Origin of the sequence: Streptomyces sp. AF1A, assembly GCF_047340315.1 — a bacterium.
GTDB lineage: Bacteria > Actinomycetota > Actinomycetes > Streptomycetales > Streptomycetaceae > Streptomyces.
Map to the genome: position 1 here is coordinate 1 of NZ_JBLEBI010000096.1, position 24,425 is coordinate 24,425.

Sequence of the window (24,425 nt, forward strand, 5' to 3'; positions counted from 1 at the left end):
TCATCAGTGGGACGGGCGGAGGCCGGAACCCCGGAGGAGAGCGGGTGTCCCGGGTGAGCTGCGCGGCGCGGAGTTGACGCGTGCGCGGGGGCGGGCAGGGACCCGAAAGGGGACAGCCGCACCGTATCCTGAAGCCCTGCGGGAGGCGGGCCCAGCGGCCCTGACCCCGGGACCCCAGCGGAGCCCTTGACCAGGAAAGAGCGGCCGGCATGCGCGTCTACGTCCCCCTGACCCTCCCCCGTCTCGCCGAGGCGCACAAGAAGGGTGAGCTGGGGACCGGTCCCTTCGTCGCGTACGCCATCACCCCCGCGCTGCGCGAGTGGTACCTCTCCGACGACATCGAGGAACTGGAGTACGCCGCGCTCAGCCGGGCCGCGCTGGCCTCCCTGCGGCTCGTGGCGGCCGACCCGGAAGCGCCGCGGCGCCGGGTCGTGGTCGCCGTCGACGTGTCCGACGGCGCCGCCACGGCCGACCCCGACCGCGGGCTCGATCCGGCCGCGCTCGGCGAGGTGACCGTGACGGCGACGGTGCCGCTCGCCAAGGCGGCGGCGGTCCACGTCGACGCCGACGACGCGGAGCCGGACGTGGCCGCCGCGGCCGGGGCGCTGGAGGCGGCCGACGGCGGGGACGACGACGCGCAGTTCGTCGTGGACGGCGCGGACGACCACGAGCTGCTGTGGTACGCCACGCAGGAGATCCCCAACCTGGTCGGCGAGGGCTGAGCCGGCCGGATGGCTCCGCCGCCGCGATTGTCAGTGGCGGCGGGTACGGTCTTGGTCATGGGGAAAGTGGCAAGCGCGCACATCGTCTGGGACTGGAACGGGACGCTGTTCCACGACAACGAGGCGATCATCGGGGCGACGAACGCGGCCTTCGCCGAGCTGGGGCTCGACCCGATCACGCTGGAGCAGTACCGGGCGCTGTACTGCGTCCCGGTGCCGAAGTTCTACGAGCGGCTGCTCGGCCGGCTGCCGACCGAGGCCGAGTGGGAGCTGATGGACGCGGTCTTCCACCGGTACTACACCGAGCACCGGAGCCGCTGCTCGCTGACCTCGGGCGCGGAGGAGCTGCTGGCGGGGTGGCGGTCGTCGGGGCACAGCCAGTCGCTGCTGAGCATGTACGGGCACGCGGACCTGGTGCCGCTCGTGCGGGGGTTCGGGATCGAGGAGCACTTCATACGCGTCGACGGGCGGACGGGGCCCTCCGGCGGGAGCAAGGCCGAGCACATGGTGCGGCATCTGCAGGGGCTCGCGCGGGTCGAACCGGCGCGCACCGTGGTCATCGGGGACGCGGCGGACGACGCGGTGGCGGCGCGGCACGTGGGGGCGGAGGCCGTGCTGTACACCGGGGGATCGCACAGCCGGGCCAGCCTGGAGGCGGTCGGCGTGCCCGTCGTGGACACGCTGGCCGAGGCGGTGCAGGTCGCGCAGCGGCTGGCGGCCTAGTGTCTTTTGCTGGGATCAGGCCGGATCAGGGCGCGGTGGCCGGGCCCGCGGGCCCGGCATGATCTCAACGAGAGGCTTCCCGCGGGTGCGGTACCCCGTTCCCGCCGGGCGAGGCCAGGGAGGGCCCCAGCCGCGTCGGTACGACGGCCTCGGTTCACCGGTGCCTTCCCGCGGTTGCGGCACCCCGTTCCCGCCGGGCGAGGCCCGGGAGGGCCCCTGCCCGCGCCGGTACGTCGGCCTCAGCTCACCGGAGCCTTCGAGCGCAGCACCGTGAGGAACTCCCGCATCCACGCGGGATGGTCCGGCCAGGCGCGCGCCGAGACGAGGGTGCCGTCGACGACCGCCTCGGCGTCCTGGAAGCCCGCTCCGGCGGCCTGCATGTCGAGTTCCAGGGCCGGGTAGGCCGTGACCCGGCGACCGCGCAGGCTGTCGATCGCCGCGGTGAGCAGGGGACCGTGGCAGATCTGGGCGACCGGCTTGTCCGCGTCGAAGAAGGCCTTGAGGATCTTGCGGAGTTCGGGGTCGTTGCGCAGATACTCCGGGGCCCGGCCGCCGGGGATGACGAGGGCCGCGTACTCGCCGGGGTCGACCTCGGCGAACGCGAGGTCGGCGGGCCAGGTGTAGCCGGGCTTCTCGGTGTAGGTGTCGAAGCCGGGTTCGAAGTCGTGGACGACGAAGCGCAGGGTCTTGCGGGTGGGAGCCGCGATATGGACGTCGTAGCCTTCCTCGCGCAGGCGCTGGTAGGGGTAGAGGACTTCCAGGGACTCCGCTGCGTCGCCGGTGACGATGAGGATCTTCGCGGGCATGTCGGCTCCTCGGGAAAGGCTCCTGGGCGGGGGCGCACTGTCTGGGGCAACGTGCCTCCGCCGGCCGTGCTTGCCAAGGGGGCCCGTCGCTTTTCAGAGTGCGGCGGCAGACCGCGGGACGCGACCGGATGCGTCGCCCGGCGGGCGGCGGTGCGGCTAGGCCACGCGTCGCCGGCCCGGTGCTGTGCAGAACGTCAAACTTCGACCCCGTGTTTTGTACACATACGGCTCATGACGGCCACGGGGTGAGTGGGGATAGCCTTGTGGCGTGATCAGCGCGATATCTCGCGGGGGCGATCCTGCTCCTGCCCTGCGCCCGGGTTGCACGGAGCACCTCCGTGACCGGGCGGCGGTCGCTGGTCCTCGCGGGCGGGACGGGGCCGCGGATGCCCCCAGGACGCCTGGCACGGCCCCGAGCGCGACGGTGCCGAGAGCAGCGTCACACCCGGTAGTCGTGTCGAGAATGGCCGAATACCCCCCGCTCATCTCACCCGGCGGCATAGCGTCTGATCGGTCCGGACACCCCGGGACGGGGCGTCCAGCCGCTGGGGAAGAGACCGTACTTCCTTCTACGTCACGCAACGGCGCGCGACAGGAGCCAGAGGACAATGCAGACCAAGCTGGACGAAGCCAAGGCCGAGCTGCTCGAAAGGGCCTCTCGGGTAGCTGAGAACAGCCCGGTCGGGGGGCACCTACCGACCGGGACGACGGGCGAGGGCACCCCGGGCGCCCCGGACAGCGAATCCGTGCTCACGTTCCTCCAGCGCTACTACCTGCACACCGCCCCGGAAGACCTCGCCGACCGCGACCCGGTCGACGTCTTCGGCGCCGCGGTCTCGCACTACCGGCTCGCGGAGATGCGCCCCCAGGGCACCGCGAACGTACGGGTCCACACCCCGACCGTGGAGGAGAACGGGTGGACCTGCAGCCACACGGTCGTCGAGGTCGTGACCGACGACATGCCGTTCCTCGTCGACTCGGTCACCAACGAGCTGACGCGGCAGGGGCGCGGCATCCACGTCGTGATCCACCCGCAGTTCGTGGTCCGGCGCGACGTCACCGGCAAGCTGCTCGAGATCCTGCCGACCAAGCCCACCGGTGACCTTCCGCACGACGCGCACGTCGAGTCCTGGATCCACGTCGAGATCGACCGGGAGACCGACCGGGCCGATCTGAAGCAGATCACCGCCGATCTGCTGCGCGTCCTGTCCGACGTGCGCGAGGCCGTCGAGGACTGGCAGAAGATGCGGGACGCGGCGACCCGGATCGCCGACGACCTGGAGAGCGAGCCCGTCCCCGCCGACCTGCCGGGACCCGAGGTCGCGGAGGCCCGTGAGCTGCTGCGCTGGCTCGCCGACGACCACTTCACCTTCCTCGGCTATCGCGAGTACCAGCTGCGCGACGACGACACCCTCGCCGCCGTCCCCGGCACCGGTCTCGGCATACTGCGCTCGGACCCGCACCACTCCGAGGACGACCAGCACCCCGTCAGCCCCTCCTTCGAGCGGCTCCCGGCCGACGCGCGCGCCAAGGCCCGCGAGCACAAGCTGCTCGTGCTGACCAAGGCGAACAGCCGGGCCACCGTGCACCGGCCGTCGTACCTGGACTACATCGGTGTGAAGAAGTTCGACGCGGACGGCAACGTCGTGGGCGAGCGCCGCTTCCTCGGCCTGTTCTCCTCGGCCGCCTACACCGAGTCCGTGCGCCGCGTCCCCGTGATCCGCCGCAAGGTCGACGCGGTCCTGGAGCGGGCCGGCTTCTCGCCCCACAGCCACGACGGTCGTGACCTGCTGCAGATCCTGGAGACGTACCCGCGCGACGAGCTGTTCCAGACGCCGGTCGACGAGCTGCAGTCCATCGTGACCAGCGTGCTGTACCTGCAGGAGCGCCGCCGGCTGCGGCTGTACCTGCGGCAGGACGAGTACGGCCGCTACTACTCCGCCCTGGTCTACCTTCCGCGCGACCGCTACACCACCGGCGTCCGGCTCAGGATCATCGACATCCTGAAGGAGGAACTCGGCGGCATCAGCGTCGACTTCACCGCGTGGAACACCGAGTCGATCCTCTCCCGGCTGCACTTCGTCGTCCGCGTCCCGCCGGGCACCGAGCTGCCCGAGCTGTCGGACGCCGACAGGGAGCGCATCGAGGCCCGCCTGGTCGAGGCCGCCCGCTCCTGGGCGGACGGATTCGCCGAGGCGCTGAACGCCGAGTGCGGCGAGGAGCGCGCCGCCGAGCTGCTGCGCCGCTTCAGCAGCGCCTTCCCCGAGGGCTACAAGGCCGACCACACCCCGCGCGCGGCGGTCGCCGACCTGATCCACCTGGAGCGGCTCAGCGAGGAGCCCGGCAACGACTTCGCGCTCAGCCTGTACGAGCCGGTGGGCGCCGCCCCCGACGAGCGCCGCTTCAAGATCTACCGCAAGGGCGACGCCGTCTCCCTGACCGCGGTGCTGCCGGTGCTGCAGCGCCTCGGCGTCGACGTCGTGGACGAGCGGCCGTACGAGCTGCGCTGCGCGGACCGCGCCACCGCCTGGATCTACGACTTCGGCCTGCGCATCCCGAAGTCGCTCGGCGGCGGCAACGGCGACTACCTGGGCGACGACGGGCGTGAGCGCTTCCAGGAGGCGTTCGCGGCGACCTGGACCGGCAAGGCGGAGAACGACGGCTTCAACGCCCTCGTCCTCAGCGCCGGGCTGACCTGGCGCGAGGCGATGGTGCTGCGCGCCTACGCCAAGTACCTGCGGCAGGCCGGGTCGACCTTCTCGCAGGACTACATGGAGGACACCCTCCGCAACAACGTCCACACCACCCGGCTCCTCGTCTCCCTGTTCGAGGCGCGGATGTCCCCGGAGCGCCAGCAGGCCGGCCTGGAGATCGTGGAGGCCCTGCTGGAGGAGCTGGACGCCGCCCTGGACCAGGTGGCGAGCCTCGACGAGGACCGCATCCTCAGGTCCTTCCTGACCGTCATCAAGGCGACCCTGCGCACGAACTTCTTCCAGCGGCGCGCCGACGGGCACCCGCACGACTACGTGTCGATGAAGTTCGACCCGCAGGCCATCCCGGACCTGCCCGCGCCGCGCCCGGCGTACGAGATCTGGGTGTACTCGCCGCGGGTGGAGGGCGTGCACCTGCGCTTCGGCAAGGTCGCCCGCGGCGGCCTGCGCTGGTCCGACCGGCGCGAGGACTTCCGCACCGAGATCCTGGGCCTGGTCAAGGCGCAGATGGTGAAGAACACCGTCATCGTGCCGGTCGGCGCCAAGGGCGGCTTCGTCGCCAAGCAGCTGCCGGACCCGGTGCAGGATCGTGACGCCTGGCTGGCCGAGGGCATCGCCAGCTACAAGACGTTCATCTCGGCGCTGCTCGACATCACCGACAACATGGTCGCCGGCGAGGTCGTGCCCCCCAAGGACGTGGTCCGGCACGACGGCGACGACACCTACCTGGTCGTCGCCGCCGACAAGGGCACCGCGACCTTCTCCGACATCGCCAACGAGGTCGCCGACAGCTACAACTTCTGGCTCGGCGACGCCTTCGCCTCCGGCGGCTCGGCCGGCTACGACCACAAGCGCATGGGCATCACCGCGCGCGGCGCCTGGGAGTCCGTCAAGCGGCACTTCCGCGAGCTGGGCGTGGACACGCAGTCCGAGGACTTCACGGTCGTCGGCATCGGTGACATGTCCGGTGACGTGTTCGGCAACGGCATGCTGCTCTCCGAGCACATCCGCCTGGTCGCCGCCTTCGACCACCGGCACATCTTCATCGACCCCACCCCGGACGCGGCCACCTCCTACGCCGAGCGCCGCCGCCTGTTCGAGCTGCCCCGCTCCAGCTGGGCCGACTACAACACCGAGCTGCTGTCGGCGGGCGGCGGGATCTTCCCGCGCACCGCCAAGTCCATCCAGGTCAACGCCCACATCCGCGAGGCCCTCGGCATCGAGGACAAGGTCACCAAGATGACCCCGGCCGACCTGATGAAGGCGATCCTGAAGGCGCCGGTGGACCTGCTGTGGAACGGCGGCATCGGCACGTACGTGAAGTCCTCCGCGGAGTCCAACGCGGACGTCGGCGACAAGGCCAACGACGCCATCCGCGTCAACGGCAGCGACCTCAGGGTCAAGGTCGTCGGCGAGGGCGGCAACCTGGGCCTGACCCAGCTCGGCCGCATCGAGTTCGCCATGCACGGCGGCAAGATCAACACGGACGCGATCGACAACAGCGCCGGTGTGGACACCTCCGACCACGAGGTGAACATCAAGATCCTGCTGAACGGCCTGGTCGCGGACGGGGACATGACGGTGAAGCAGCGCAACAAGCTGCTCGCCGAGATGACCGACGAGGTCGGCGCGCTGGTCCTGCGCAACAACTACGCGCAGAACATCGCCATCGCCAACGCGCTGTTCCAGGCCAAGGACATGCTCCACGCCCAGCAGCGGTTCCTGCGTCACCTGGTGCGCGAGGGCCACCTGGACCGGGGGCTGGAGTTCCTGCCGACCGACCGGCAGATCCGCGAGCGCCTCGCGCAGGGCCAGGGCCTGACCGGCCCGGAAACGGCCGTCGTGCTGGCGTACACGAAGATCACGGTCGCCGAGGAGCTGCTGGGCACCTCGCTGCCGGACGACCCCTACCTGCGCGGCCTGCTGCACGCCTACTTCCCGACGGCGCTGCGCGAGCGGTTCCCGGACGCCATCGACAACCACCCGCTGCGCCGCGAGATCACCACCACCGTGCTGGTGAACGACACGGTCAACACGGGCGGTACGACGTACCTGCACCGCCTGCGCGAGGAGACCGGCGCCTCGCTGGAGGAGATCGTCCGTGCCCAGACCGTGGCCCGCAGGATCTTCTGCTCGGCGCCGGTGTGGGACGCGGTCGAGGCGCTGGACAACCAGGTCGACGCGGCCGTCCAGACCCGCATCCGCCTGCACTCGCGCCGCCTGGTCGAGCGCGGCACCCGCTGGCTGCTGAACAACCGTCCGCAGCCGCTGCAGCTCGCCGAGACGGTCGAGTTCTTCGCCGAGCGGGTCGAGCAGGTCTGGCAGCAGTTGCCGAAGCTGCTCAGGGGCGCGGACCTGGAGTGGTACCAGCACGTGTACGAGGAGCTGTCCGCGGCCGGCGTGCCGGACGAACTCGCCACGCGTGTGGCCGGCTTCTCCTCCGCCTTCCCGGCGCTCGACATCGTCTCGGTGGCAGACCGCATGGGCAAGGAGCCGCTGGACGTCGCCGAGGTGTACTACGACCTCGGCGACCGCCTCGGCATCGCCGAGCTGATGGACCGCATCATCGAGCTGCCCCGCAACGACCGGTGGCAGTCCATGGCCCGCGCCTCCATCCGCGAGGACCTGTACGCGGCCCACGCGTCGCTCACCGCGGATGTCCTCGCGGTCGGCAACGGCACCTCGACGCCGGAGCAGCGGTTCAAGGCCTGGGAGCAGAAGAACGCCGCCATCCTGAGCCGGGCGCGCACCACCCTGGAGGAGATCCGCAGCTCGGAGACCTTCGACCTCGCCAACCTTTCGGTGGCGATGCGCACGATGCGGACGCTGTTGAGGACGCACTCGTAGTCGTACGACCGGTAGCCGTACGACGGTGACAACGCCCCGGGCCGACGGGAAATCGGCCCGGGGCGTTCCGTTTCTTGCCGACCCTTAGGCAAAAACCATCAGCGAATTTACCGTTTCCTGCTAATCGTTCTGTTTCGGATAGGGTCTGCGGTGTGACAGTGAACCTCACCGAGACACGCCCGGCGGCACCCCCGGCCCCGGCCCCGGCTCGGCCGGTCGGCCGTGTCGTGCTGGAGGCCGTGAAATTCGGGATCGTCGGCGGCAGCGGTGTCCTGGTCAATTTCCTGGTCTTCAACCTGGTGCTGCACGGCTTCGGTTGGCAGGCGATGACCGCGACCGTCCTGGCCAGCTGTATCGCGATGGCGACCAATTACCTGGGCTTCCGCTTTTTCGCCTATCGCGGCCGGGCCTCGCGCACTCCTCGTCAGATCGCCCTGTTCTTCGTCTTCAGCGGCATCGGCGTGGTGATGGAAAGCGGCCTGTTCTGGCTCGGTTACCACGGACTCGGGCTGCACGGCGTGGTGGAATTGAACCTGGCGAAGGCACTGTCGATTGTGGTCGCCTCCGCTTTCCGTTTCCTCGTCTACCGCACTTGGGTGTTCCAGCAGGATGCACGCCGCTCCGTCTGACCTCGAAGAACAGGTGAGCCGCCCCGAGCCGCCCAGCGCCACCGCGCGAGCCGGCCGGGCGCTGCCGCATGCCGCCGCCGTGCTCGTCGTGGCGTTGCTGCTCCTGGTGATCGTCCGGCTGCCGTGGATCGGCGACCTGGGCATGCACGCGGCAACCCTCCAGCGCCTGCGGCACGACCTGCTGCACCCCGGCAACCCGCTCGTCGACGCCGACACGCCGAGCCCGTACTACTCGCCGTGGATGCTGGTGCTGGGCGCCGTCGCCAAGCTGACCGGCCTGTCGGTGTTCCGGGTGCTGCGCATCGGAGCGCTGGTGGGCCTCGGGCTGCTGGCCACCGGCGTGTGGCGGTACGTCCGCACGCTGAGCGCGCACCGGGCGGCACCGGCCCTGGCCTTTCTGAGCCTGGTCCTGCTGTGGGGCACGGCCGTCTTCAACTGGAGCGGCTTCGTCGGCCTCAACTCCCTCGCGCTGACGGTGTCGTACCCGAGCGTCTTCGCTCTCGGCCTCACCTTCCACTTCTGGGCATGGCTCACGCGGGCCCTGCGGGCGCGGGCCGCGTGGCCGGGATGGCTGGGGCTGGGCGCGCTGTGGGCGCTGATCCTGCTGTGCCACCAGTTCACGGGCGTCGTCGCCACGCTCGGCGCGCTGGCCACGGTGATCGCCGCGCGGCCCGGCCGGCAGGTGTGGCTGCGGGTGGGTGCCGGGCTGGCCCTCGGGGCGGTGCTGCTGTGGCTGTGGCCGTACTACGACTTCTTCGCGCTGTTCTCCGCGGGGGCGGACCTGGAGGCCATCCACAAGCCGCTGTACCAGCACCTGGCCGAGCGGTTCGGGCTGGTGCTGCTGGGAGTCGCGGCGCTGGCCCTGCGCCTGCGCCGCGACCGCTGGGACCCGCTGGCCGTCTTCTTCCTGCTCGGCGTGCTGGTGTTCGCCGCGGGCGGGCTGACCGGGCACTACTCCTGGGGCCGCGCCCTGCCCGCCGCATTGATCCCGGCGCAGCTCGCTGCCGCGCTGGAGGTGGTGTCGGCCGGGAGACGGGCCCTGCGGATCGGGTGGGCGTGTGTGCTGGGCGTCGCGCTGGCGGTGGGGGCGTGGTCGCAGGCCGGGATGCTCGGGTACGTGACGGGGAAGGGTGCGCTGCCCTCGGTGCTCGCGAGGAAGTACGAGGCGCCGTGGGTCGGCTACCACTGGATCACGCCGTGGGTGAAGTACGGGGACGTCGTGATGGCGCGTACGGTGCCCTCGCGGCAGATTCCTGCGTACGGCCCGTACACCGTGGCGCCCGGGTATCCGGACGTGTTCCTGGGGGACGCCGCGTGGCGGGAGGCGGCGGTGAGCCGCTACTTCGACGCGCGGACGACTCCCGAGGTGCGGCGGGGAATCGTGCGGGAGTACGGGGTGCGGTGGGTCGTCGGCCCACGGTGGCTGGCGGGCCCGGGCCTGCGGAAGGTGACGACCGGCCCCGCCCAGCAGGTCCTGTACCGGGTGGTGCCCTGAGCCGCGGCGGCGGCACGCTGTGGGCATGTGGTGACGGCGACTCCCCAGGGGCGCGGGGAACTGCGCGAGCAACCCGGCGCGGACCCGAGGTCGCCCGGGGACCTGCGGTCCGACGGCGCCGCGAACCCCGCCGGAATCACCTCAACACGCTTGCAACCAGCTTCGCTGCCCTGCGGACCCGGGGGCGGGCGATCTTGTTGACGACGGGGCGGATGACCGTGGCCGTCACGCCGACCGGGCGCCAGCGGATCTGCAGGCGGCCGGGGTTGCGGCCCTCCGGCTCGACGGTGACCTCGTGCGGGGTCGCGCCGGAGCGGTACTCGACGCGGGTCGTGGCCGTGGGGAAGTCGAGCGGCGCCAGGAGCACGCCGGAGTTCGACAGGCCCTGCTGGTTCAGCCGGACCAGCGGGTGCCGGATGCCCTCGAAGCCCTGCAGGGGGATCGGGGCGGAGGCCAGGTCCAGGCGTACGCTGCCTTCGAAGACGCCGGGGCTGACCGGGTCCAGGCGGAACGGGACCGTCATCCGGCGCCCGCCGGGCGCAAGCACCAGGCCCGCGCGCTGGGGGCCGACGGGGAGCCGCAGCCCGGGGTCGTAGGTGCGGATGGCCAGCGTGAGCGCGGCCCCGCTGCCGCGGGTCAGCTCGGTGATCTCGTGCCGGAACAGGGCGGTGGGGAACGGACGGGTGTCCAACTCCAGGTCCGTGACCTCCAGTTCCCGGCGGCCGCGGTCGGTGTCCGGGACGCCTTGGCCCCAGTACGGGACGCCCGCCTCGTCGGCCGTGACCTGACGCGGTGCCACCTCCTGGCCCAGCCCGCGCGCGGCCAGCTGCGCCTCGGCCAGGCGGCCTTCGCGCAGCAGCTCCAGCACCACCCGCTCCGGGCGGGGCAGGCGGTCGTACGCGCCGGGAGACAGGGTCTCCAGGTAGGGGTTCATGATGTCGGCGAAGGCCCGCAGCCACTCCTCGTCCCGGTAGGGGAGGTCGCCGGCGTACATCCGGAAGTCGTGCTTGAGGAACTTGTAGTCCTTGTCCGTGCGCAGCCCCGCGTGCCCGCTCTCCACCAGGAAGTCGTCGATGAGGCGCTGGACATGGACGCGGTCGCGGACGTTCGTGACCTTGTGCCGCTGGTTGGAGATGGACGCCGAGGCCGCCGTCGCGAACGGGTCGATGTACCAGACGTACACCGGGTCCGGGATGATCGTGAACGCCCTCGCCAGGCAGTACGCCTGCGCCGAGAACAGCTGGTCCTCGTAGTGGATGCCCTCCGGGAACCGGAGTTCGTGGCGGTCCAGGAAGGAGCGGGCGTACATCTTGGACGTCGACAGGTGCTCGAAGAACAGCCGCGGGTCCGCCTCGATGCCCTCCACCGTGCGGCGCTCGGCCACCAGATGCGGCATCCAGGTGGTGCGGCGGCCGTTGTCCACCCGGACCCGGCGGACCGCGCCCATGGTGAAGTCGACCTCGCGTTCGCGGTGCGCGGCGAGCAGCGACTCGACCGCGTGGGGCGGGAGTTCGTCGTCGCTGTCGAGGAACATCAGGTACGGCGCCCGGGCGATCTCGATGGCCCGGTTGCGCGGGGCGCTGCAGCCGCCGCTGTTCTCCGGCAGGCGCAGATAGCGGACGCGGGAGTCCTCGGCCTCCAGCCGGCGTGCCACCGCGGGCGTGTCGTCCGTGGAGTGGTCGTCGCTGATGATGATCTCGATGTTCGCGTGTGTCTGCGCGCGCAGCGAGGCGACCGCCCGGGGCAGGCGGGCGGCGTCGTTGTAGACGATGACGGTGACCGTGACGTCAGGGGTCGTGGTCGTCATGCCGAAACCTCCTCGGGGGTCGGGGCGGGGGTGCGTTCCTCGAGCGGGAGCACCGGTGGCAGCGACTCCTCCGGTTCGCCCAGGAACACCCGTCGTACGACCCGTTCGGCGGCGCGGCCGTCGTCGTACTCGCAGAACCGGCGCCGGAACGCGGCCCGTGCCTTCGCCGCGCTGTCGTCGCGCCAGGCGCCGGAGAGGAAGATCTCCGTCAGCTCCTCCTGGGTGCGGGCGACCCGGCCGGGGTGGTCGGTCATCAGGTCGAAGTAGACGCCGCGGGTGGTGCGGTAGGTCTCCCAGTCGTCGGCGTAGACGACGATCGGGCGGTCCAGGTTGGCGTAGTCGAACATGATCGACGAGTAGTCCGTGACCAGCGCGTCGGCGGCCAGGCACAGCTCCTCGACGGGGTCGTAGGAGGAGACGTCGATGATCCGGCCGGAGCGGCGCAGGCCGGTCAGCGGCGAGGCCGCACCGCCGTAGAAGTAGTGGGCGCGCACCAGCAGGACCGTGTCCTCGCCGAGCCGGTCGGCGAGGGCCGCGAGGTCCAGGCGCGGGGTGAAGCCGGCCTCGTAGTCGCGGTGGGTGGGGGCGTAGAGGATCGCCGTCCTGCCGGGCGGGATGCCGAGGCGTTCGCGGGCGGCGCGGACCTCCTCGGCGCCGCTCGTGTAGAAGACGTCGTTGCGCGGATAGCCGTAGTCCAGGGAGGTGTAGCGGGCCGGGTAGGCGCGCTCCCACATGCGGGTGGAGTGGCTGTTGGCGCTGACGCTGTAGTCCCACTTGTCGATGCGGGCGAGCAGCGCGGCGAAGTCCAGGCCCTTGGCGGCGGCCGGGTGTTCCATCTGGTCCAGGCCCATGCGCTTGAGCGGGGTGCCGTGATGGGTCTGGAGGTGGACCGCCTCCGGGCGCTTGACCACCGCGTTGGGGAAGTTGACGTTGTTGACCAGGTACTTGGCGGTGGCCAGGATCTCCCAGTAGCGGCGGGTGCCGGGAACCACGTGGTCGGTGCCGGGCGGCAGCAGGGCCGCGTTCTCCTTCGACACCACCCACACCCGGTGGATGTGCGGGGCGAGTTCGGCGAGCTTGCCGGCGATCGCGGCCGGGTTGCAGGCCACCCCGCGCTCCCAGTAGGCGGCGAACACGGCCAGGTTGGGATTGACCGGGCGGCTCAGCGCGCGCCGGTACTGCTGGTCGCGGACCTTCGCGCCCACCTGGCGCTTGCGGGTCCGCACGGCCTGCTTGGCCGCGCGCCGGGTGCGGTTGGCGGCCTGGAACGCGCGGTACTTGGTGTACGCGCCCTCCTCCAGCAGGGCGTGCCGTACGCCCTCGACGCCCGCCGGGCGCTCGTGCCGCTCGGGGCGCCAGCGGACCGCGGCGAGGGAGGCGCGGCGGAAGAACTCGCGGGCCACCGCCTCGGGCAGGTTCTCGCCGGCGAAGGTGCGCACCAGGTCCCGCATCATCAGGTCGTACAGCACCGCGCGGGCGGCGCGGCGGTCCTTGGCGAGCGGGAGCAGGGACTCGTAGCGCTCGATGAGCGCGAACCGGTCCTCGGGGGCGAGTGGCGGCAGGCTCTCGGGGCGCAGCTCTCGGTTCTCGTACGCCACCTGGTTCAGGCAGGCGACGCGGCCGGCGCGCAGCAGGGTGCCGTGCGCGGCGTGCGGCTCGTCGTCGGTGGTGAGCTGCTGCTCGTTCGCCCGCCAGAACGCGGCGCGGACCGCGCGGTTGCCGAGCAGCGGGGTCAGGCGCAGCAGGTCCGCGGCCTCGTCCAGGGGGAGGCCCGCGCGGCCGACGGCGGCGAGGAAGCGGCCGTCGCGGGAGGGCCGGGCGGCCGACTGCCAGGTGGTGGTGAGGTGGTCGAAGAGCAGGACGTCGACCGTGTCGTCCAGTTCCGCGGCCCGCTCGGCGATCAGTCGGGCGGCACCGGCCGGCAGGCCGTCCTTGGCGTGCACGAAGTGCAGCCAGCGACCGGAGGCGCGGGCGGCGCCGGCGGCCCGGGCCGCCGCGTCGCCGGTGCCGTCCGGAAGGGGGACGACGATCGTCTCGGGGGCGTGGCCCTCGGCCGTCTCACGCGCCCAGTCGCCGACAGCGGCGACGACGACCTCGGCGTCGGGCAGCGGACGGGACTCGAGCGAGTCGAGCAGCTCCGTCAGATGCCCCTGTGCGTTCGGTCCGTAGACGATGACGCTGAGTTGGGGCATCGCAGTGGACTCCTTCGGCTCGTCGCTGTGGGCACCCTTCATAACATACTGTCACTAAGAGGATGAAAGGGATGGCCTCGCCCGGAGTAAGGACCGGGCTCGAAAAGGAAGAGCGACTTCCCGAGTCCCGGGTTGCACCTTCCGGGGTTTTTACGCGGCTTCTTTCCCGCTTCCGTCTACACGGCCTTCTTCGGGGCCGCCTTCTTCGCCGTCCTGTCCGTCTTGTCGCCCGTGAAGTCCTCGTACGCCCTCATCACGTCCTCGGTCGGCCCGTCCATGCGCAGCTCGCCGCGCTCCAGCCACAGGACCCGCTCGCAGGTGTCGCGGATCGACTTGTTGTTGTGGCTGACCAGGAAGACGGTGCCCGCCTTCTCCCGCAGCTCGCGGATCCGCTGCTCCGAACGCTTCTGGAAGTGCCGGTCGCCGGTCGCCAGGGCCTCGTCGATCAGCAGGACGTCGTGGTCCTTGGCGGCGGCGATGGAGAAGCGTAGCCGGGCCGCCATGCCGGAGGAGTACGTCCGCATCGGCAGGGTGATGAAGTCGCCCTTCTCGTTGATCCCCGAAAAATCGACAATGTCCTGGTAGCGGTCCCTGACCTGCTCCCGGGTCATCCCCATGGCGAGGCCGCCGAGGTGGACGTTGCGTTCACCCGTCAGGTCGTTCATCAGTGCCGCGTTGACGCCGAGCAGGGAGGGCTGGCCGTGGGTGTAGATGCGGCCGTTCTCCACCGGCAGCAGTCCGGCGACCGCCTTCAGCAGGGTCGACTTGCCGGAGCCGTTGGTGCCGATCAGGCCGATGGCTTCACCCTTATAGGCGACGAACGACACCTTCTTCACCGCGTGCACCCGGCGCACGCCGGCCGCCTTCTCGACCCTCTCGCGGCGCAGTATCCGGTTGAGGGCGGCGGTGGCCGAGCCGCGGCCGGCGCCGGTGCCGTTGACCCGGTAGACGATGTCGACGGCGTCGGCGACGACGGTGGGGATCTTCTCGGTGTGCTCGGTCTGCTCAGCCACGGCCGTACGTCTCCTCAGCCTTCCAGAAGTAGATGAAGCCGCCGACGCCGGCCAGCAGGGCCCAGCCGGTGGCCGCCGCCCACACGTGCGGGGGGAGCTGGCGGGCGTGGAAGCTGTCGATCAGCGCGAACCGCATGAGGTCGATGTAGACCGCGGCCGGGTTGGTCTCCAGGACGACCGTCACCAGGTGGGGCAGGTGGTCCTTCTTGGTGAGCTTGTCGATGCTCCACATGACGCCGGAGACGTACATCCAGGTGCGCAGCACGAACGGCATCAGCTGGGCGATGTCCGGGGTCTTGGCGCCCCAGCGCGCCATGAGCATCGACACGCCGGCGTTGAACGTGAACTGCAGGACCAGCGCGGGGATCGCGAGCAGCCAGGAGGCGGCGACCGGCACGCCGAAGCAGAGCAGGATGACGACCAGGGCGGCCATCGAGAACAGCAGCTGCTGCAGCTGCTGGAGGCAGAAGGAGATCGGCAGGGCGGCGCGCGGGAAGTGCAGGGCGCGCACCAGGCCGAGGTTGCCGGAGATCGCGCGGGTGCCCGCCATGATCGAGCTCTGCGTGAACGTCCAGACGAACACGCCGGTGACCAGGAACGGGACGTAGTCCGGGACGCCGTGCTTGGTACCGAGCAGCACGCCGAAGATGAAGTAGTAGACCGCCGCGTTCAGCAGCGGGGTCATCACCTGCCAGACCTGGCCGAGCTTCGCCTGGCTGTACTGCGCGGTGAGCTTGGCGGTGGCGAAGGCGGTGATGAAGTGGCGCCGGGCCCACAGCTGGCGGACGTACTGCGGCAACGAGGGGCGGGCGCCGCTGACCGACAGGCCGTGCCGGGCGGCGAGCGCGGCGAGGTCGCTGTCGGCCGGGGCCTGGGTCGGGGGCGGTGTGTCGAGGACCTGGCTCACATCCGCTGCTTTCGCTCGGGGGAGAGGGGTGCTGCGTCCGGCTGTCGCCGGGACAGCGGCATACCGGTCGCGTCGTCCGGCGTTTTCCTTACGCTTCTCTTCACGTTCTCTTACGTCGGGACGGGACCGTATCGTCGCAACGTGAGCGTAGAACCAACCGACGTCGGAACGCAACCGTTTCGTCGTAACGCCCTATGCTTGTTCGCATGACCACCAACGCCGCCGAACCCGCCGACGAGTCTCCGACGCGTGCGCGCCGCAGGACCCCCGCCGGGGCCGCCGTGCTCCGGGAGGACGTGACGGAGGCCATCCGCGCGGCCGTCTTCGAGGAACTGGCGGCGGTCGGCTACGCACGCATGAGCATCGAGGGGATCGCGCGGCGGGCGGGCGTCGGCAAGACGGCGGTGTACCGGCGCTGGCGTTCGAAGCTCCACCTGGTCCTGGACGTGGTGTCGGCGATGGCCGTCCTGGGCCTGCCGGTCCCGCAGACGGGCTCCCTGGAGGGCGACCTGCGCCTGCTGTACGAGGTGACGTCCCGGGCCCTGCGCCACCCGGTCGCGTCGCAGATCATCCCGGACCTCCAGGCCGAGGCGGCCCGCAACCCCGACATCGCCGAGGCCTTCCAGAAGGCCCTGCGGGACGGCCAGGAGGGCGTCGCCAGCAAGATCATGGCGGCGGCGGAGGAACGGGGTGAGGTCCGCGCGGGCCTCGATCCCGACCTCGCCCTGGACCTGATCTCCGGCCCCCTCTACTGGCGCTCGGTGGTCATCCGCTCCCCCAAACTCCCCAAGGGCTACCTCCAGAACCTGGCCCGGGCCACCGCGGGAGCGCTCAAGGCGCTGTGACCAGGCGCCGTGCCAGCTCCGCGAGCTCGGGCGCCCGCAGCACCCGCCCACCGGATCCGGGGAGCGGCACGTGCAGCGGCCCCCTCCACCGCTCCGGCACGGCACCGATCCCGTACACCGCACCCGCCAGCGCCCCGGTGACCGCCCCCACGGTGTCCGTGTCGCCGCCGAGGTCGACGGCCGCGCGGACGGCCTCCTCATAGGACCCCGTCGTGCGCAGCGCCCAGACCGCGGAGCCCAGGCAGGGCCAGACCGCACCGTTGAACTCGGTCGCCCGGTCGGGGTGCCAGCCGGGGTCCAGCACCACCGCGTACCGCTCCCGGTGGTCCGGGTGGAGCGCGGCCAGCGCCTCCGGGACGGCGCCGAGCGGATCCCCGCCCGCCAGCGCGACCCGGACCAGTTCATGGAGCACGGCGGTGCCCTCCCAGGCCGCGGCGTCTCCGTGCGTGAGCGCGGAGAGACGGCGGGCGGCGTCCAGCGTGGCGGCGCGGCCGTGCCGGGCGAAGTACACCGCCGAGGGCGCCGCCCGCATCAGGGCACCGTTCCCGGCGGCGCGCTGACTGACCTGGAAGTGCCGGGTCGCGGCCGTGTCCCACGGGTCGCCGCCGGTCAGCACGGCCTCCGTCTGCAGGCCGATGTCCTTCGGGCCGGCCGCCGCCCAGCGCCGGAAGCGGTGGAACACGTCGGCCGGGTCCAACCCGCCGCGCTCCAGCAGCGACTCGGCGACCAGGACGGCCATCTGGGTGTCGTCGGTCGCCTCGCCCGGGTCCCAGCCGCCGCCACCGCACATCTCACCGCCGTGGCCGGGACGCGGGAAGCGGGCCGAGAAGGCGCCCTCGGGCCCGAACTCGAAGGGGGCGCCCAGGGCATCGCCGACGGCGGAACCGATCACGGCGCCGACGGCGCGCTCCGTCTGCGGGGGATGGATCACCCGGGCAGCGTACGGCCGTTCAGCCTGTCGAGCAGGGTCCGTGGCGGCGGGCCGGGCGGCTATGCGCGGGCCGCCTCCGGGTGGAGGCGCAGCCAGCCCTCCCAGGCCGAGGTGATCATGTCCTGTGTGTCGTGTTTGGCGTGCCAGCCCAGTTCGGTGGCGATGCGGTCGGCGGAGGCGACGACGCGGGCCGGGTCGCCGGGGCGGCGCGGGGTGACGGTCGGGGGGCGGTCGTAGCCGGTGACCGCGTTGATGCGGTCGATCATCTCGCGGACGGAGACGCCCTCGCCGCGGCCGATGTTCAGGGTCAGATCGGTGCCGGGGGTCGAGCGCAGCGCGCGGGCGACGGTGACGTGGGCCTCGGCCAGGTCGACCACGTGGATGTAGTCGCGGACGCAGGTGCCGTCGGGGGTCGCGTAGTCGTCGCCGAAGATGCGCGGCGCCGCGCCCTCGGTGAGCTTCTCGAAGACCATCGGGACGAGGTTGGACACGCCGGTGTCGGCGAGTTCCGGGGTGGCCGCGCCCGCCACGTTGAAGTAGCGCAGCGACGCGGTGGCGAGGCCCGTCGCCCGGCCCGTGGCGCGGACCAGCCACTCGCCGGCCAGCTTGGTCTCGCCGTAGGGGGACATGGGGCGGCACGGGGTCTCCTCCGTCACCAGTTCCACGTCCGGCATGCCGTAGACGGCGGCCGAGGAGGAGAAGACGAACGACGGGACCTGGGCGTTCGTCACGGCCTCCAGCAGGACGCGCAGGCCCTCCACGTTCGCGCGGTAGTAGGACAGCGGGCGCTCCACCGACTCGCCCACCTGCTTCTTCGCCGCGAGGTGCACGACCCCGGTGATCTCGTGCTGGGCGAGCACGCGGGCCACCCGGTCCGCGTCCAGGACGGAGCCCCGCTCCAGCGGGACCTCGGCCGGTACCCGTTCGGCGATGCCCGTGGACAGGTCGTCGTAGACGACCGTGCGCTCGCCCGCCTCGGTCATCGCCCGTACGACGTGCGCTCCGATGTATCCGGCGCCGCCGGTGATCAGCCATGTCATGTGCGGCCGTCTCCTCGTCAGTTGGCCCCTGTGTATCAGTGAAGCAGGAGTCCGTCTCAGTGAAGCAGGCGGCGGAGCCGGTCGCGGACCACCTTCGTCACACCGCGCACGCCGGTCGCCACGCGCAGTGCCAGCGCGCCGGAGTGCGTGGCGTACGGCTGCACCAGGAGCACGCCGTGCCGGACGCTCGGAACCGCGCGCCGGCGCAGGCGGCCGGCGCCCGCCAGGGCGTGCGCCGTGACCTCACGCTGCGCGCCGTCCGCGAAGCGCACGGTCAGCCGCAGGTCCCAGGTGCCCGCCCCAAGCCCCGCCAGGTCGACGGGCACGTCGGCCGACCAGACGTCGGCGCCCGAAGGCGTGAGGGCGGCCGTCGCACGCCCCCGGGTCCGGTCGCCCTCCCGGGAGTGCCAGCTCACGTCCAGCTCGCGGGGGCCCGCCTCGGCCACCCTGCCGTACAGCTCGTGCAGCCGGAGCCGCAGCGTCGTGGCCCGCGCGCGGGGGCGCAGCTCCGCGTCCACCGCGAGCGGGAGCACGCTGATCGGGCGGGTCAGTAACGGGGCGAGGGTGACCTGAGGGAGGTCGTCGGACCAGACCGGGACCCCGTCCGGCGTGTGGGCGTACGGCGGGAGCAGGCGCGCCGGGCGGGCGGCCAGCTCCCGCAGCCGCGGCAGATCGCGCGGCTCGGCGGACTCCAGGATCACGCGGGCCAGCACCCGGCCGGGGGCGCTCGGGTTCAGCTCCCAGTCGGCGGCGTCGTAGCGCGCGAGGTACTCACGGGTGTGCGTCCACCACGCGCGCCGGTAGTGCGCGTCGCGCAGGCCCAGCTCGCGGGCATACATGCGCACCTCGTGGTCCAGGAACTTGGCCCGCGCCGCCCGCGCCAGCTCCTTCTGCCCGGCGGCCAGCAGGATGTCGTACGCCAGCGCGCACGCCCCCGTGCGCGCCTTCCAGTTGTCGATGTGCCCCCGGTCCAGGGAGAGCGACAGCTGCTCGGCCGACCGGCGCACGTGCCACACGTACACGCGGTCCGGTACGAGCGCCATGCGCGGCCCGGCGGCCAGCACGCGCGCGGTGAAGACGATGTCCTCGTACAGGAAGCGGCCCTCGGGGAAGCGGATGCCGTGCTCGCGCAGGAAGTCGGTGCAATACAGCTTGTTGACGCACAGCGTGTCGTGGACCAGTCGGGGGCGCTGCGCGGGGCGCCCGAGGACGGTGTGCGCCGTGTAGAGGGGCTCCTGCCAGGGCTGTTCGCGCCCCGACGGCAGCTCCCTGCGCACGCACAGGCCGCTCACGACCTCGGCGCGCGCCTGGACGGCCGCCGTCAGCAGGGCGTCCACCGCACCCGGCGGCAGCACGTCGTCGCTGTCCAGGAACATCACGTACGGCGCGGTCACCGCGTCGATCCCGGTGTTGCGCGGAGTGCCGCAGCCGCCGCTGTTCTCCTCCCGGCGCACCACCCGCAGCCGGGGGTCCTCGGCCGCGAGCTCGGCGAGCACGTCGGCGCTGCCGTCGGTGGAGCAGTCGTCCACCGCGACGACCTCGGCGACCGAGGGGCCCTGGGCGAGCGCCGAACGCACGGCATCGCCCACGTGGGCGCGGTCGTTGTAGCCGATCACGACGACACCGACCTGCGGCGAGCGGCGTGTCGCGGCGGTCTCGGGCAGGTCTGGCGGGTCAGGATGCATGAGGTCCACGGGCCGGGAGCATAAGAATGTGAGGTAATACCCCGTTAAGAGAGGCTTGGTGTTCGGTCCGGAAGACGGTCTGAATCGGGTCGGGGTTCCCTCGTTTTCGACCTCTTTGCCACCGGCGGCCCCGCGGTGCGCCACAACCGGACGAAGGACAGGAGCGCGGCGGCCACCAGAAGCCCGTTCCGGCCGAGCAGCAGCAGGCACCCGGTCCAGGTGCCGGCCATCACCTCACCGTAGAACAGCGGGTACACCACCGTGCTCAGGGCCGACGCCGCCAGCACCAGCACGGCCACCGGGCGCTGGCCGGTGTGCCGCGAGGTCAGGCACACGGCGGCCAGGCCGAGCAGCCAGACCATGTACTGCGGGCTGATCACCCGGCTGGTGACCGTGAACAGCAGCACCGCGCACAGCGCCGCGTCGTGGGGCGTGGCCTCGCTCCAGTGCCGGGCCCGCACCCGCCAGAGCACCAGCAGTCCGAGGGCGACGGCCGTGAGCGCGAGGGAGGCGGTGGCGACGGCGTCCGCGTGGGGGCCGACCAACTCGATGGCGCCGTACTGGTAGCGGGCCCGGCCGGGCCAGCCGGCGTGCCGGGCGAGGTTGAGCGCCGTACCGCCGAGCGACTCGATCTGGACCCCGCGACCGCTCTGCCCGCTCAGGAAGGACAGCGGGTGACGAAACGATACGGCGAGGGCGGCCGTGGCGAGGGCCCCGGCGGCCGCCGCCCACCCCCACGCGCTGCGGCTCGCCCGGCCGCGGGGTGTGCCCAGGAGCACCAGCACCGGCCACCCCTTCACCAGCGCACCCAGGGCCCCGAGCACACCGCCCGCGCGCGGAGAGCGCCCCAGCGTCAGCAGGGAGAGCACCGCGAAGGCGGTGACCTGGACGTCGTACCGGGCGAGCGGCAGGTTGAGCAGCAGCGGCAGGCCCCCCGTCCACACCGCCGCGCCGAGCAGGCTCCGCCCGGGCCGCCCGCCCGCGCGGACCAGCGCCGCCGTGATCAGCGCGTCCGCGGTCAGCGTCAGCGCCACGAACCCCTGAAAGTACGTCAACCCCGGTACCAGGGACGGCGCCAGCAGGACCACGCCCGCGCCGGGCGGGTACTGCCACAGCGTGTCGTGCACCGGGAAGGAGCCGTGCGCGAGGACCTCGTACCAGCGGAAGTACAGCCGCGACACCTCCCGGGCCACCGCACCCCCGCCGAGCAGCGGAGAGCCGTCGTGCCCGAGCAGCCACAGCATCAGGGCACGCGTGAGGAGCCACCCGGCGGTGAGGGCGAGGACCGGGCCGAGGGTGACACGGAGGCGGTTCATCACGTGGGAGGGTAAGCCGCGCGTATCCGGTATCCGCGCCGATACGCCGCAATGACTCCCGAAGGTTGGCTAATCACAAGAGATCGGGCCATGGTGAACGTCGGGCTTGCCATGAAACCCCCGTCGCGCCGAACCCGCTCGCGCCGGGCTGCCACAGCGGCGGCCGTCGTGTCCGCGGCTACGGCAGGCGTGCCCGCGCTGGTGATGCTGGCGCTCGGGCTCTGGGGCCTGGACCGGGGCGGGATGTGGCGCGACGAGGCCGTCACCTTCCAGGTCGCACGGCGCACGGTGCCGCAGATCTGGCGGCTGCTGCACGGCGTGGACGCGGTGCACGGCCTCTACTACCTCCTCGTGCACGCCGTCCTCCCGGTCCACCCCGGCGAGGTCGTCCTGCGGCTGCCGTCGGTGTGCGGGGCGGCCGCGACGGCGGGACTGGTGGCCGCGCTGGGCGCCCGGCTGCTGCGGCCGCGCGTGGGGCTGTGGGCCGGGCTGCTGTACGCCGTGCACCCGATGGCCGGGCACTACGCCCAGGAGGGCCGCTCGTACGCCCTGGTCGCGGCCGGCGCCACCTGCGCCACGCTCCTGTTCGTCCGGGCCGTGCAGGGCGCCGGCCGCTGGCGGGCGTACGGCGCCGTCCTGGGCGTCACCTGCTGGCTGCACGAGTTCGCGGTCCTGGTGCTGCTCGCCCACGCGGTGTCGCTGGCGCTTGCCCGGGCGGGGGCGAGGGTGTGGCGGGGGTGGGCGAGCGCGGCGGTGCCGGTCGTCCTCGCCCTGGTGCCGATGGCGGTGGTGTCGCGGAGGCAGGCGGCTCAGCTGGCCTGGCTGCGAAGGCCCACGGCGGATGCGGCCCAGGGGCTGTTGTGGACGTTCCTCGGGCCGACCGCGGGGGTGTTCTGGGTGTGTCTGGGGCTCGCCGTGGTGGGATCGGCGAGCTTGGCGGGGGAGCGCGGGAGACTCACCTGCGCGGGGGTGGCGCTGCCGTTGACGGTGGTGCCGCCGGTCGCGCTGATGCTCGTGTCGCAGGTCTCGCCGCTGTACGTGGACCGCTATGTGTTGTACGCCCTTTCGGGGGCGCCGTTGCTGGTCGGCGCGGGGGCCGAGCGGGTGGTGGCCGGTGCGCTCGGGCGGCCGTCCGGCGGCCGGCCGGACAGGGACCGTCTCGCGCGGTCCCCCTGGATCACGCTCGTCGGCGTCCTCGCCGTCGCCCTCGTCCTCGCCCACCAGTTCCCGCTCCTGCGGGCGGATCGCAGCCCCGCGCATCGGCCGGACGACCTCGCCGCCGTCGCGCGGGCCGCGTCGCACCGGATGCGGAGCGGTGACGCGGTGCTGTACCTGCCGTCGCGTCTGCGGAACACCGCGCTGGCGTACCCGGGCGCGTTCCGGGGGGTGCGGGACGTGGCGCTCGCGCAGGCGGCGGATGGGTCCGGGACGCTGTACGGGAAGGAGGCCGGTCCGGCGGAGCTGCGCCGGCGGCTGGCCGGGGTCGCCCGGCTCTGGGTCGTCGGCGACCGGTCCCTGCTCGCCGGGCGGCGGACACCGCGCAGCCCCGTGGAGCGGGCCGAACTCGCCGTGCTGCGGGACGATTTCGCGGCCGGCGACGGTTCCGTGGTGGGCCGGACCGTCGTACGGCTCTACGTCCGTTCCGCTAGCGCCCGCCCGGCCCGGGCCTCCGCCGCCGCGGCGGCGTCCAGGGCGGCGGTGAGCCGGTCGAGCCGTTCGTGCAGGTCGACGATCTCCGCCAGGTCGAAGCCGGTGGCGCTCATGATGCGCCGCGGCACCTCCAGGGCCCGCTCGCGCAGGGCCGCGCCCTCGTCGGTCAGCCGCACCTGCACCGACCGCTCGTCCTGCGTGCTGCGCTCGCGCCGCACCAGGCCGGCCGACTCCAGCCGCTTGACCAGCGGGGACAGCGTGCCGGAGTCCAGCCGCAGCTGCTCGCCCAGCTTCTTGACCGGCAGGTCGCCCTGTTCCCACAGCACCAGCATCACCAGGTACTGCGGGTAGGTGAGCCCGAGGTCCTTGAGGATCACCCGGTAGACGCCGTTGAAGGCGCGGGACGCGGCGTGCAGCGAGAAGCAGATCTGGCGGTCCAGGCGCAGCCAGTCGGCCTCGTAGGCGGTGGGCGAGGTGCTCATGGGTCCAGGGTAGCTCCGGTGGGCCATTCGGTTGTGCACAACTTAGTTGTGTGCTCTACTTGTGGTCGTGCGGCGGCCGGAACAGCGGCCGCCGGAACACCGACTTCGTCAAGGGATGGTCTTCATGGATGCGCTGTACACCGCCGTCGCCACTGCCACCCACGGCCGCGAGGGCCGTGCCGTCTCCTCCGACGGCAGGATCGACCTCAAGCTGGCTCCGCCGGTGGAGCTGGGCGGCAACGGGGAGGGCACCAACCCGGAGCAGCTCTTCGCCGCCGGGTACGCCGCCTGCTTCGGCAGCGCGCTCGGCCTCGTCGGCCGCCAGGCGAAGGTGGACGTCAGCGAGGCGGCGGTGACCGCCGAGGTCGGCATCGGCAAGCAGGGCGAGGGCTTCGGGCTGAAGGTGACCCTGCGCGTCGAGCTGCCCGACACCGTGGACGAGGCGACCGGCCGCAAGCTGATCGAGAGCGCCCACCAGGTCTGCCCCTACTCCAACGCCACCCGCGGCAACATCGAGGTCGACCTCGTCGTCGAGTGACACCTCACCACTCCGCACCGGCCGGCCGACGCAGCGTCGCCGGCCGGTGCGGTCGTTCAGGCCGAGGCCGGCACGTCCTGGCCGGT

General features: G+C 72.2%; 17 protein-coding genes. 7 read left to right on the plus strand and 10 right to left on the minus strand.

All coding sequences use genetic code 11. The annotated features are described in order from the left end of the window. Positions 1-209 precede the first annotated feature (209 nt). Together ACLU3S_RS23195 and ACLU3S_RS23200 are read left to right on the plus strand one after the other, a co-directional pair. The gene (locus ACLU3S_RS23195; protein ID WP_413953859.1) at positions 210-722 is read left to right on the plus strand and encodes a DUF6912 family protein; all 513 of its coding nucleotides are present in this window, start codon (positions 210-212) and stop codon (positions 720-722) included. A 57-nt stretch (positions 723-779) separates the two neighbouring features. Beyond that, positions 780-1,445, plus strand: a complete 666-nt coding sequence (locus ACLU3S_RS23200) for an HAD family hydrolase (protein ID WP_413953860.1) — start codon at positions 780-782, stop codon at positions 1,443-1,445. A gap of 239 nt (positions 1,446-1,684) precedes the next feature. On the opposite strand, the gene ACLU3S_RS23205 is transcribed toward ACLU3S_RS23200, so the two are convergent. Next, positions 1,685-2,251 carry a DJ-1/PfpI family protein gene (locus tag ACLU3S_RS23205; RefSeq protein WP_413953861.1) on the minus strand — a complete coding sequence of 189 codons (567 nt, stop codon included), beginning with the start codon at positions 2,249-2,251 and terminating at the stop codon, positions 1,685-1,687. Between the two features lie 608 nt (positions 2,252-2,859). On the opposite strand from ACLU3S_RS23205, the gene ACLU3S_RS23210 reads away from it, so the two are divergent. From ACLU3S_RS23210 to ACLU3S_RS23220, 3 genes are all read left to right on the plus strand, one after another. Further along, positions 2,860-7,809 (plus strand): NAD-glutamate dehydrogenase, encoded by a 4,950-nt coding sequence (locus tag ACLU3S_RS23210; protein WP_413953862.1) that lies wholly within the window; start codon positions 2,860-2,862, stop codon positions 7,807-7,809. A 152-nt stretch (positions 7,810-7,961) separates the two neighbouring features. Next, positions 7,962-8,438 carry a GtrA family protein gene (locus ACLU3S_RS23215; protein WP_413953863.1) on the plus strand — a complete coding sequence of 159 codons (477 nt, stop codon included), beginning with the start codon at positions 7,962-7,964 and terminating at the stop codon, positions 8,436-8,438. Beyond that, positions 8,419-9,933 (plus strand): hypothetical protein, encoded by a 1,515-nt coding sequence (locus ACLU3S_RS23220; RefSeq protein WP_413953864.1) that lies wholly within the window; start codon positions 8,419-8,421, stop codon positions 9,931-9,933. Before ACLU3S_RS23215 ends, ACLU3S_RS23220 begins: the two co-directional genes overlap by 20 nt. Before the next feature lie 136 nt (positions 9,934-10,069). Here the strand turns inward: ACLU3S_RS23220 and ACLU3S_RS23225 are convergent, their stop codons facing one another. The 4 genes from ACLU3S_RS23225 to ACLU3S_RS23240 all read right to left on the minus strand — a co-directional run bounded on the left by ACLU3S_RS23225 (position 10,070) and on the right by ACLU3S_RS23240 (position 15,852). After that, positions 10,070-11,740 (minus strand): glycosyltransferase family 2 protein, encoded by a 1,671-nt coding sequence (locus ACLU3S_RS23225; RefSeq protein ID WP_413953865.1) that lies wholly within the window; start codon positions 11,738-11,740, stop codon positions 10,070-10,072. After that, positions 11,737-13,932: a CDP-glycerol glycerophosphotransferase family protein gene (locus tag ACLU3S_RS23230; RefSeq protein ID WP_413953866.1), complete on the minus strand. Its 2,196-nt coding sequence runs from the start codon at positions 13,930-13,932 to the stop codon at positions 11,737-11,739. Before ACLU3S_RS23230 ends, ACLU3S_RS23225 begins: the two co-directional genes overlap by 4 nt. 176 nt (positions 13,933-14,108) lie before the next feature. Continuing rightward, positions 14,109-14,945, minus strand: a complete 837-nt coding sequence (locus ACLU3S_RS23235; protein WP_413953867.1) for an ABC transporter ATP-binding protein — start codon at positions 14,943-14,945, stop codon at positions 14,109-14,111. Further along, positions 14,938-15,852, minus strand: a complete 915-nt coding sequence (locus ACLU3S_RS23240) for an ABC transporter permease (protein WP_413953868.1) — start codon at positions 15,850-15,852, stop codon at positions 14,938-14,940. Before ACLU3S_RS23240 ends, ACLU3S_RS23235 begins: the two co-directional genes overlap by 8 nt. 206 nt (positions 15,853-16,058) lie before the next feature. Here ACLU3S_RS23240 and ACLU3S_RS23245 point away from each other — a divergent pair, with 206 nt between their 5' ends. Next, the gene (locus tag ACLU3S_RS23245; RefSeq protein WP_413953869.1) at positions 16,059-16,697 is read left to right on the plus strand and encodes a TetR/AcrR family transcriptional regulator; all 639 of its coding nucleotides are present in this window, start codon (positions 16,059-16,061) and stop codon (positions 16,695-16,697) included. On the opposite strand, the gene ACLU3S_RS23250 is transcribed toward ACLU3S_RS23245, so the two are convergent. The 5 genes from ACLU3S_RS23250 to ACLU3S_RS23270 form a co-directional block, all read right to left on the minus strand. Further along, positions 16,684-17,628, minus strand: a complete 945-nt coding sequence (locus ACLU3S_RS23250) for an ADP-ribosylglycohydrolase family protein (protein ID WP_413953870.1) — start codon at positions 17,626-17,628, stop codon at positions 16,684-16,686. The two genes, ACLU3S_RS23245 and ACLU3S_RS23250, sit on opposite strands and share 14 nt — an antisense overlap. Positions 17,629-17,687: 59 nt before the next feature. Then, positions 17,688-18,668: a UDP-glucose 4-epimerase GalE gene (galE, locus tag ACLU3S_RS23255; protein WP_413953871.1), complete on the minus strand. Its 981-nt coding sequence runs from the start codon at positions 18,666-18,668 to the stop codon at positions 17,688-17,690. Positions 18,669-18,724: 56 nt separating this feature from the next. Beyond that, on the minus strand, positions 18,725-20,353 hold the full coding sequence (locus ACLU3S_RS23260; RefSeq protein WP_413953874.1) for a glycosyltransferase: 1,629 nt from the start codon (positions 20,351-20,353) through the stop codon (positions 18,725-18,727). 44 nt (positions 20,354-20,397) lie between these two features. Further along, positions 20,398-21,669: a glycosyltransferase 87 family protein gene (locus tag ACLU3S_RS23265; RefSeq protein WP_413953872.1), complete on the minus strand. Its 1,272-nt coding sequence runs from the start codon at positions 21,667-21,669 to the stop codon at positions 20,398-20,400. Between the two features lie 1,631 nt (positions 21,670-23,300). Continuing rightward, positions 23,301-23,828 carry a MarR family winged helix-turn-helix transcriptional regulator gene (locus ACLU3S_RS23270; protein WP_413953875.1) on the minus strand — a complete coding sequence of 176 codons (528 nt, stop codon included), beginning with the start codon at positions 23,826-23,828 and terminating at the stop codon, positions 23,301-23,303. 97 nt (positions 23,829-23,925) lie between these two features. Here ACLU3S_RS23270 and ACLU3S_RS23275 point away from each other — a divergent pair, with 97 nt between their 5' ends. Next, the gene (locus tag ACLU3S_RS23275) at positions 23,926-24,339 is read left to right on the plus strand and encodes an organic hydroperoxide resistance protein (protein ID WP_413953873.1); all 414 of its coding nucleotides are present in this window, start codon (positions 23,926-23,928) and stop codon (positions 24,337-24,339) included. The last annotated feature ends 86 nt before the right edge of the window (positions 24,340-24,425 follow it).

Coding starts and splice junctions, on each gene's coding strand:
- ACLU3S_RS23245 (WP_413953869.1), top strand. CDS start 16,059: ATGACCACCAACGCCGCCGAACCCGCCGACGAGTCTCCGACGCGTGCG.
- ACLU3S_RS23275 (WP_413953873.1), top strand. CDS start 23,926: ATGGATGCGCTGTACACCGCCGTCGCCACTGCCACCCACGGCCGCGAG.
- ACLU3S_RS23195 (WP_413953859.1), top strand. CDS start 210: ATGCGCGTCTACGTCCCCCTGACCCTCCCCCGTCTCGCCGAGGCGCAC.
- ACLU3S_RS23220 (WP_413953864.1), top strand. CDS start 8,419: ATGCACGCCGCTCCGTCTGACCTCGAAGAACAGGTGAGCCGCCCCGAG.
- galE (WP_413953871.1), bottom strand. CDS start 18,668: ATGACATGGCTGATCACCGGCGGCGCCGGATACATCGGAGCGCACGTC.
- ACLU3S_RS23210 (WP_413953862.1), top strand. CDS start 2,860: ATGCAGACCAAGCTGGACGAAGCCAAGGCCGAGCTGCTCGAAAGGGCC.
- ACLU3S_RS23265 (WP_413953872.1), bottom strand. CDS start 21,669: ATGAACCGCCTCCGTGTCACCCTCGGCCCGGTCCTCGCCCTCACCGCC.
- ACLU3S_RS23200 (WP_413953860.1), top strand. CDS start 780: ATGGGGAAAGTGGCAAGCGCGCACATCGTCTGGGACTGGAACGGGACG.
- ACLU3S_RS23205 (WP_413953861.1), bottom strand. CDS start 2,251: ATGCCCGCGAAGATCCTCATCGTCACCGGCGACGCAGCGGAGTCCCTG.
- ACLU3S_RS23230 (WP_413953866.1), bottom strand. CDS start 13,932: ATGCCCCAACTCAGCGTCATCGTCTACGGACCGAACGCACAGGGGCAT.
- ACLU3S_RS23260 (WP_413953874.1), bottom strand. CDS start 20,353: ATGCATCCTGACCCGCCAGACCTGCCCGAGACCGCCGCGACACGCCGC.
- ACLU3S_RS23270 (WP_413953875.1), bottom strand. CDS start 23,828: ATGGCCCACCGGAGCTACCCTGGACCCATGAGCACCTCGCCCACCGCC.
- ACLU3S_RS23225 (WP_413953865.1), bottom strand. CDS start 11,740: ATGACGACCACGACCCCTGACGTCACGGTCACCGTCATCGTCTACAAC.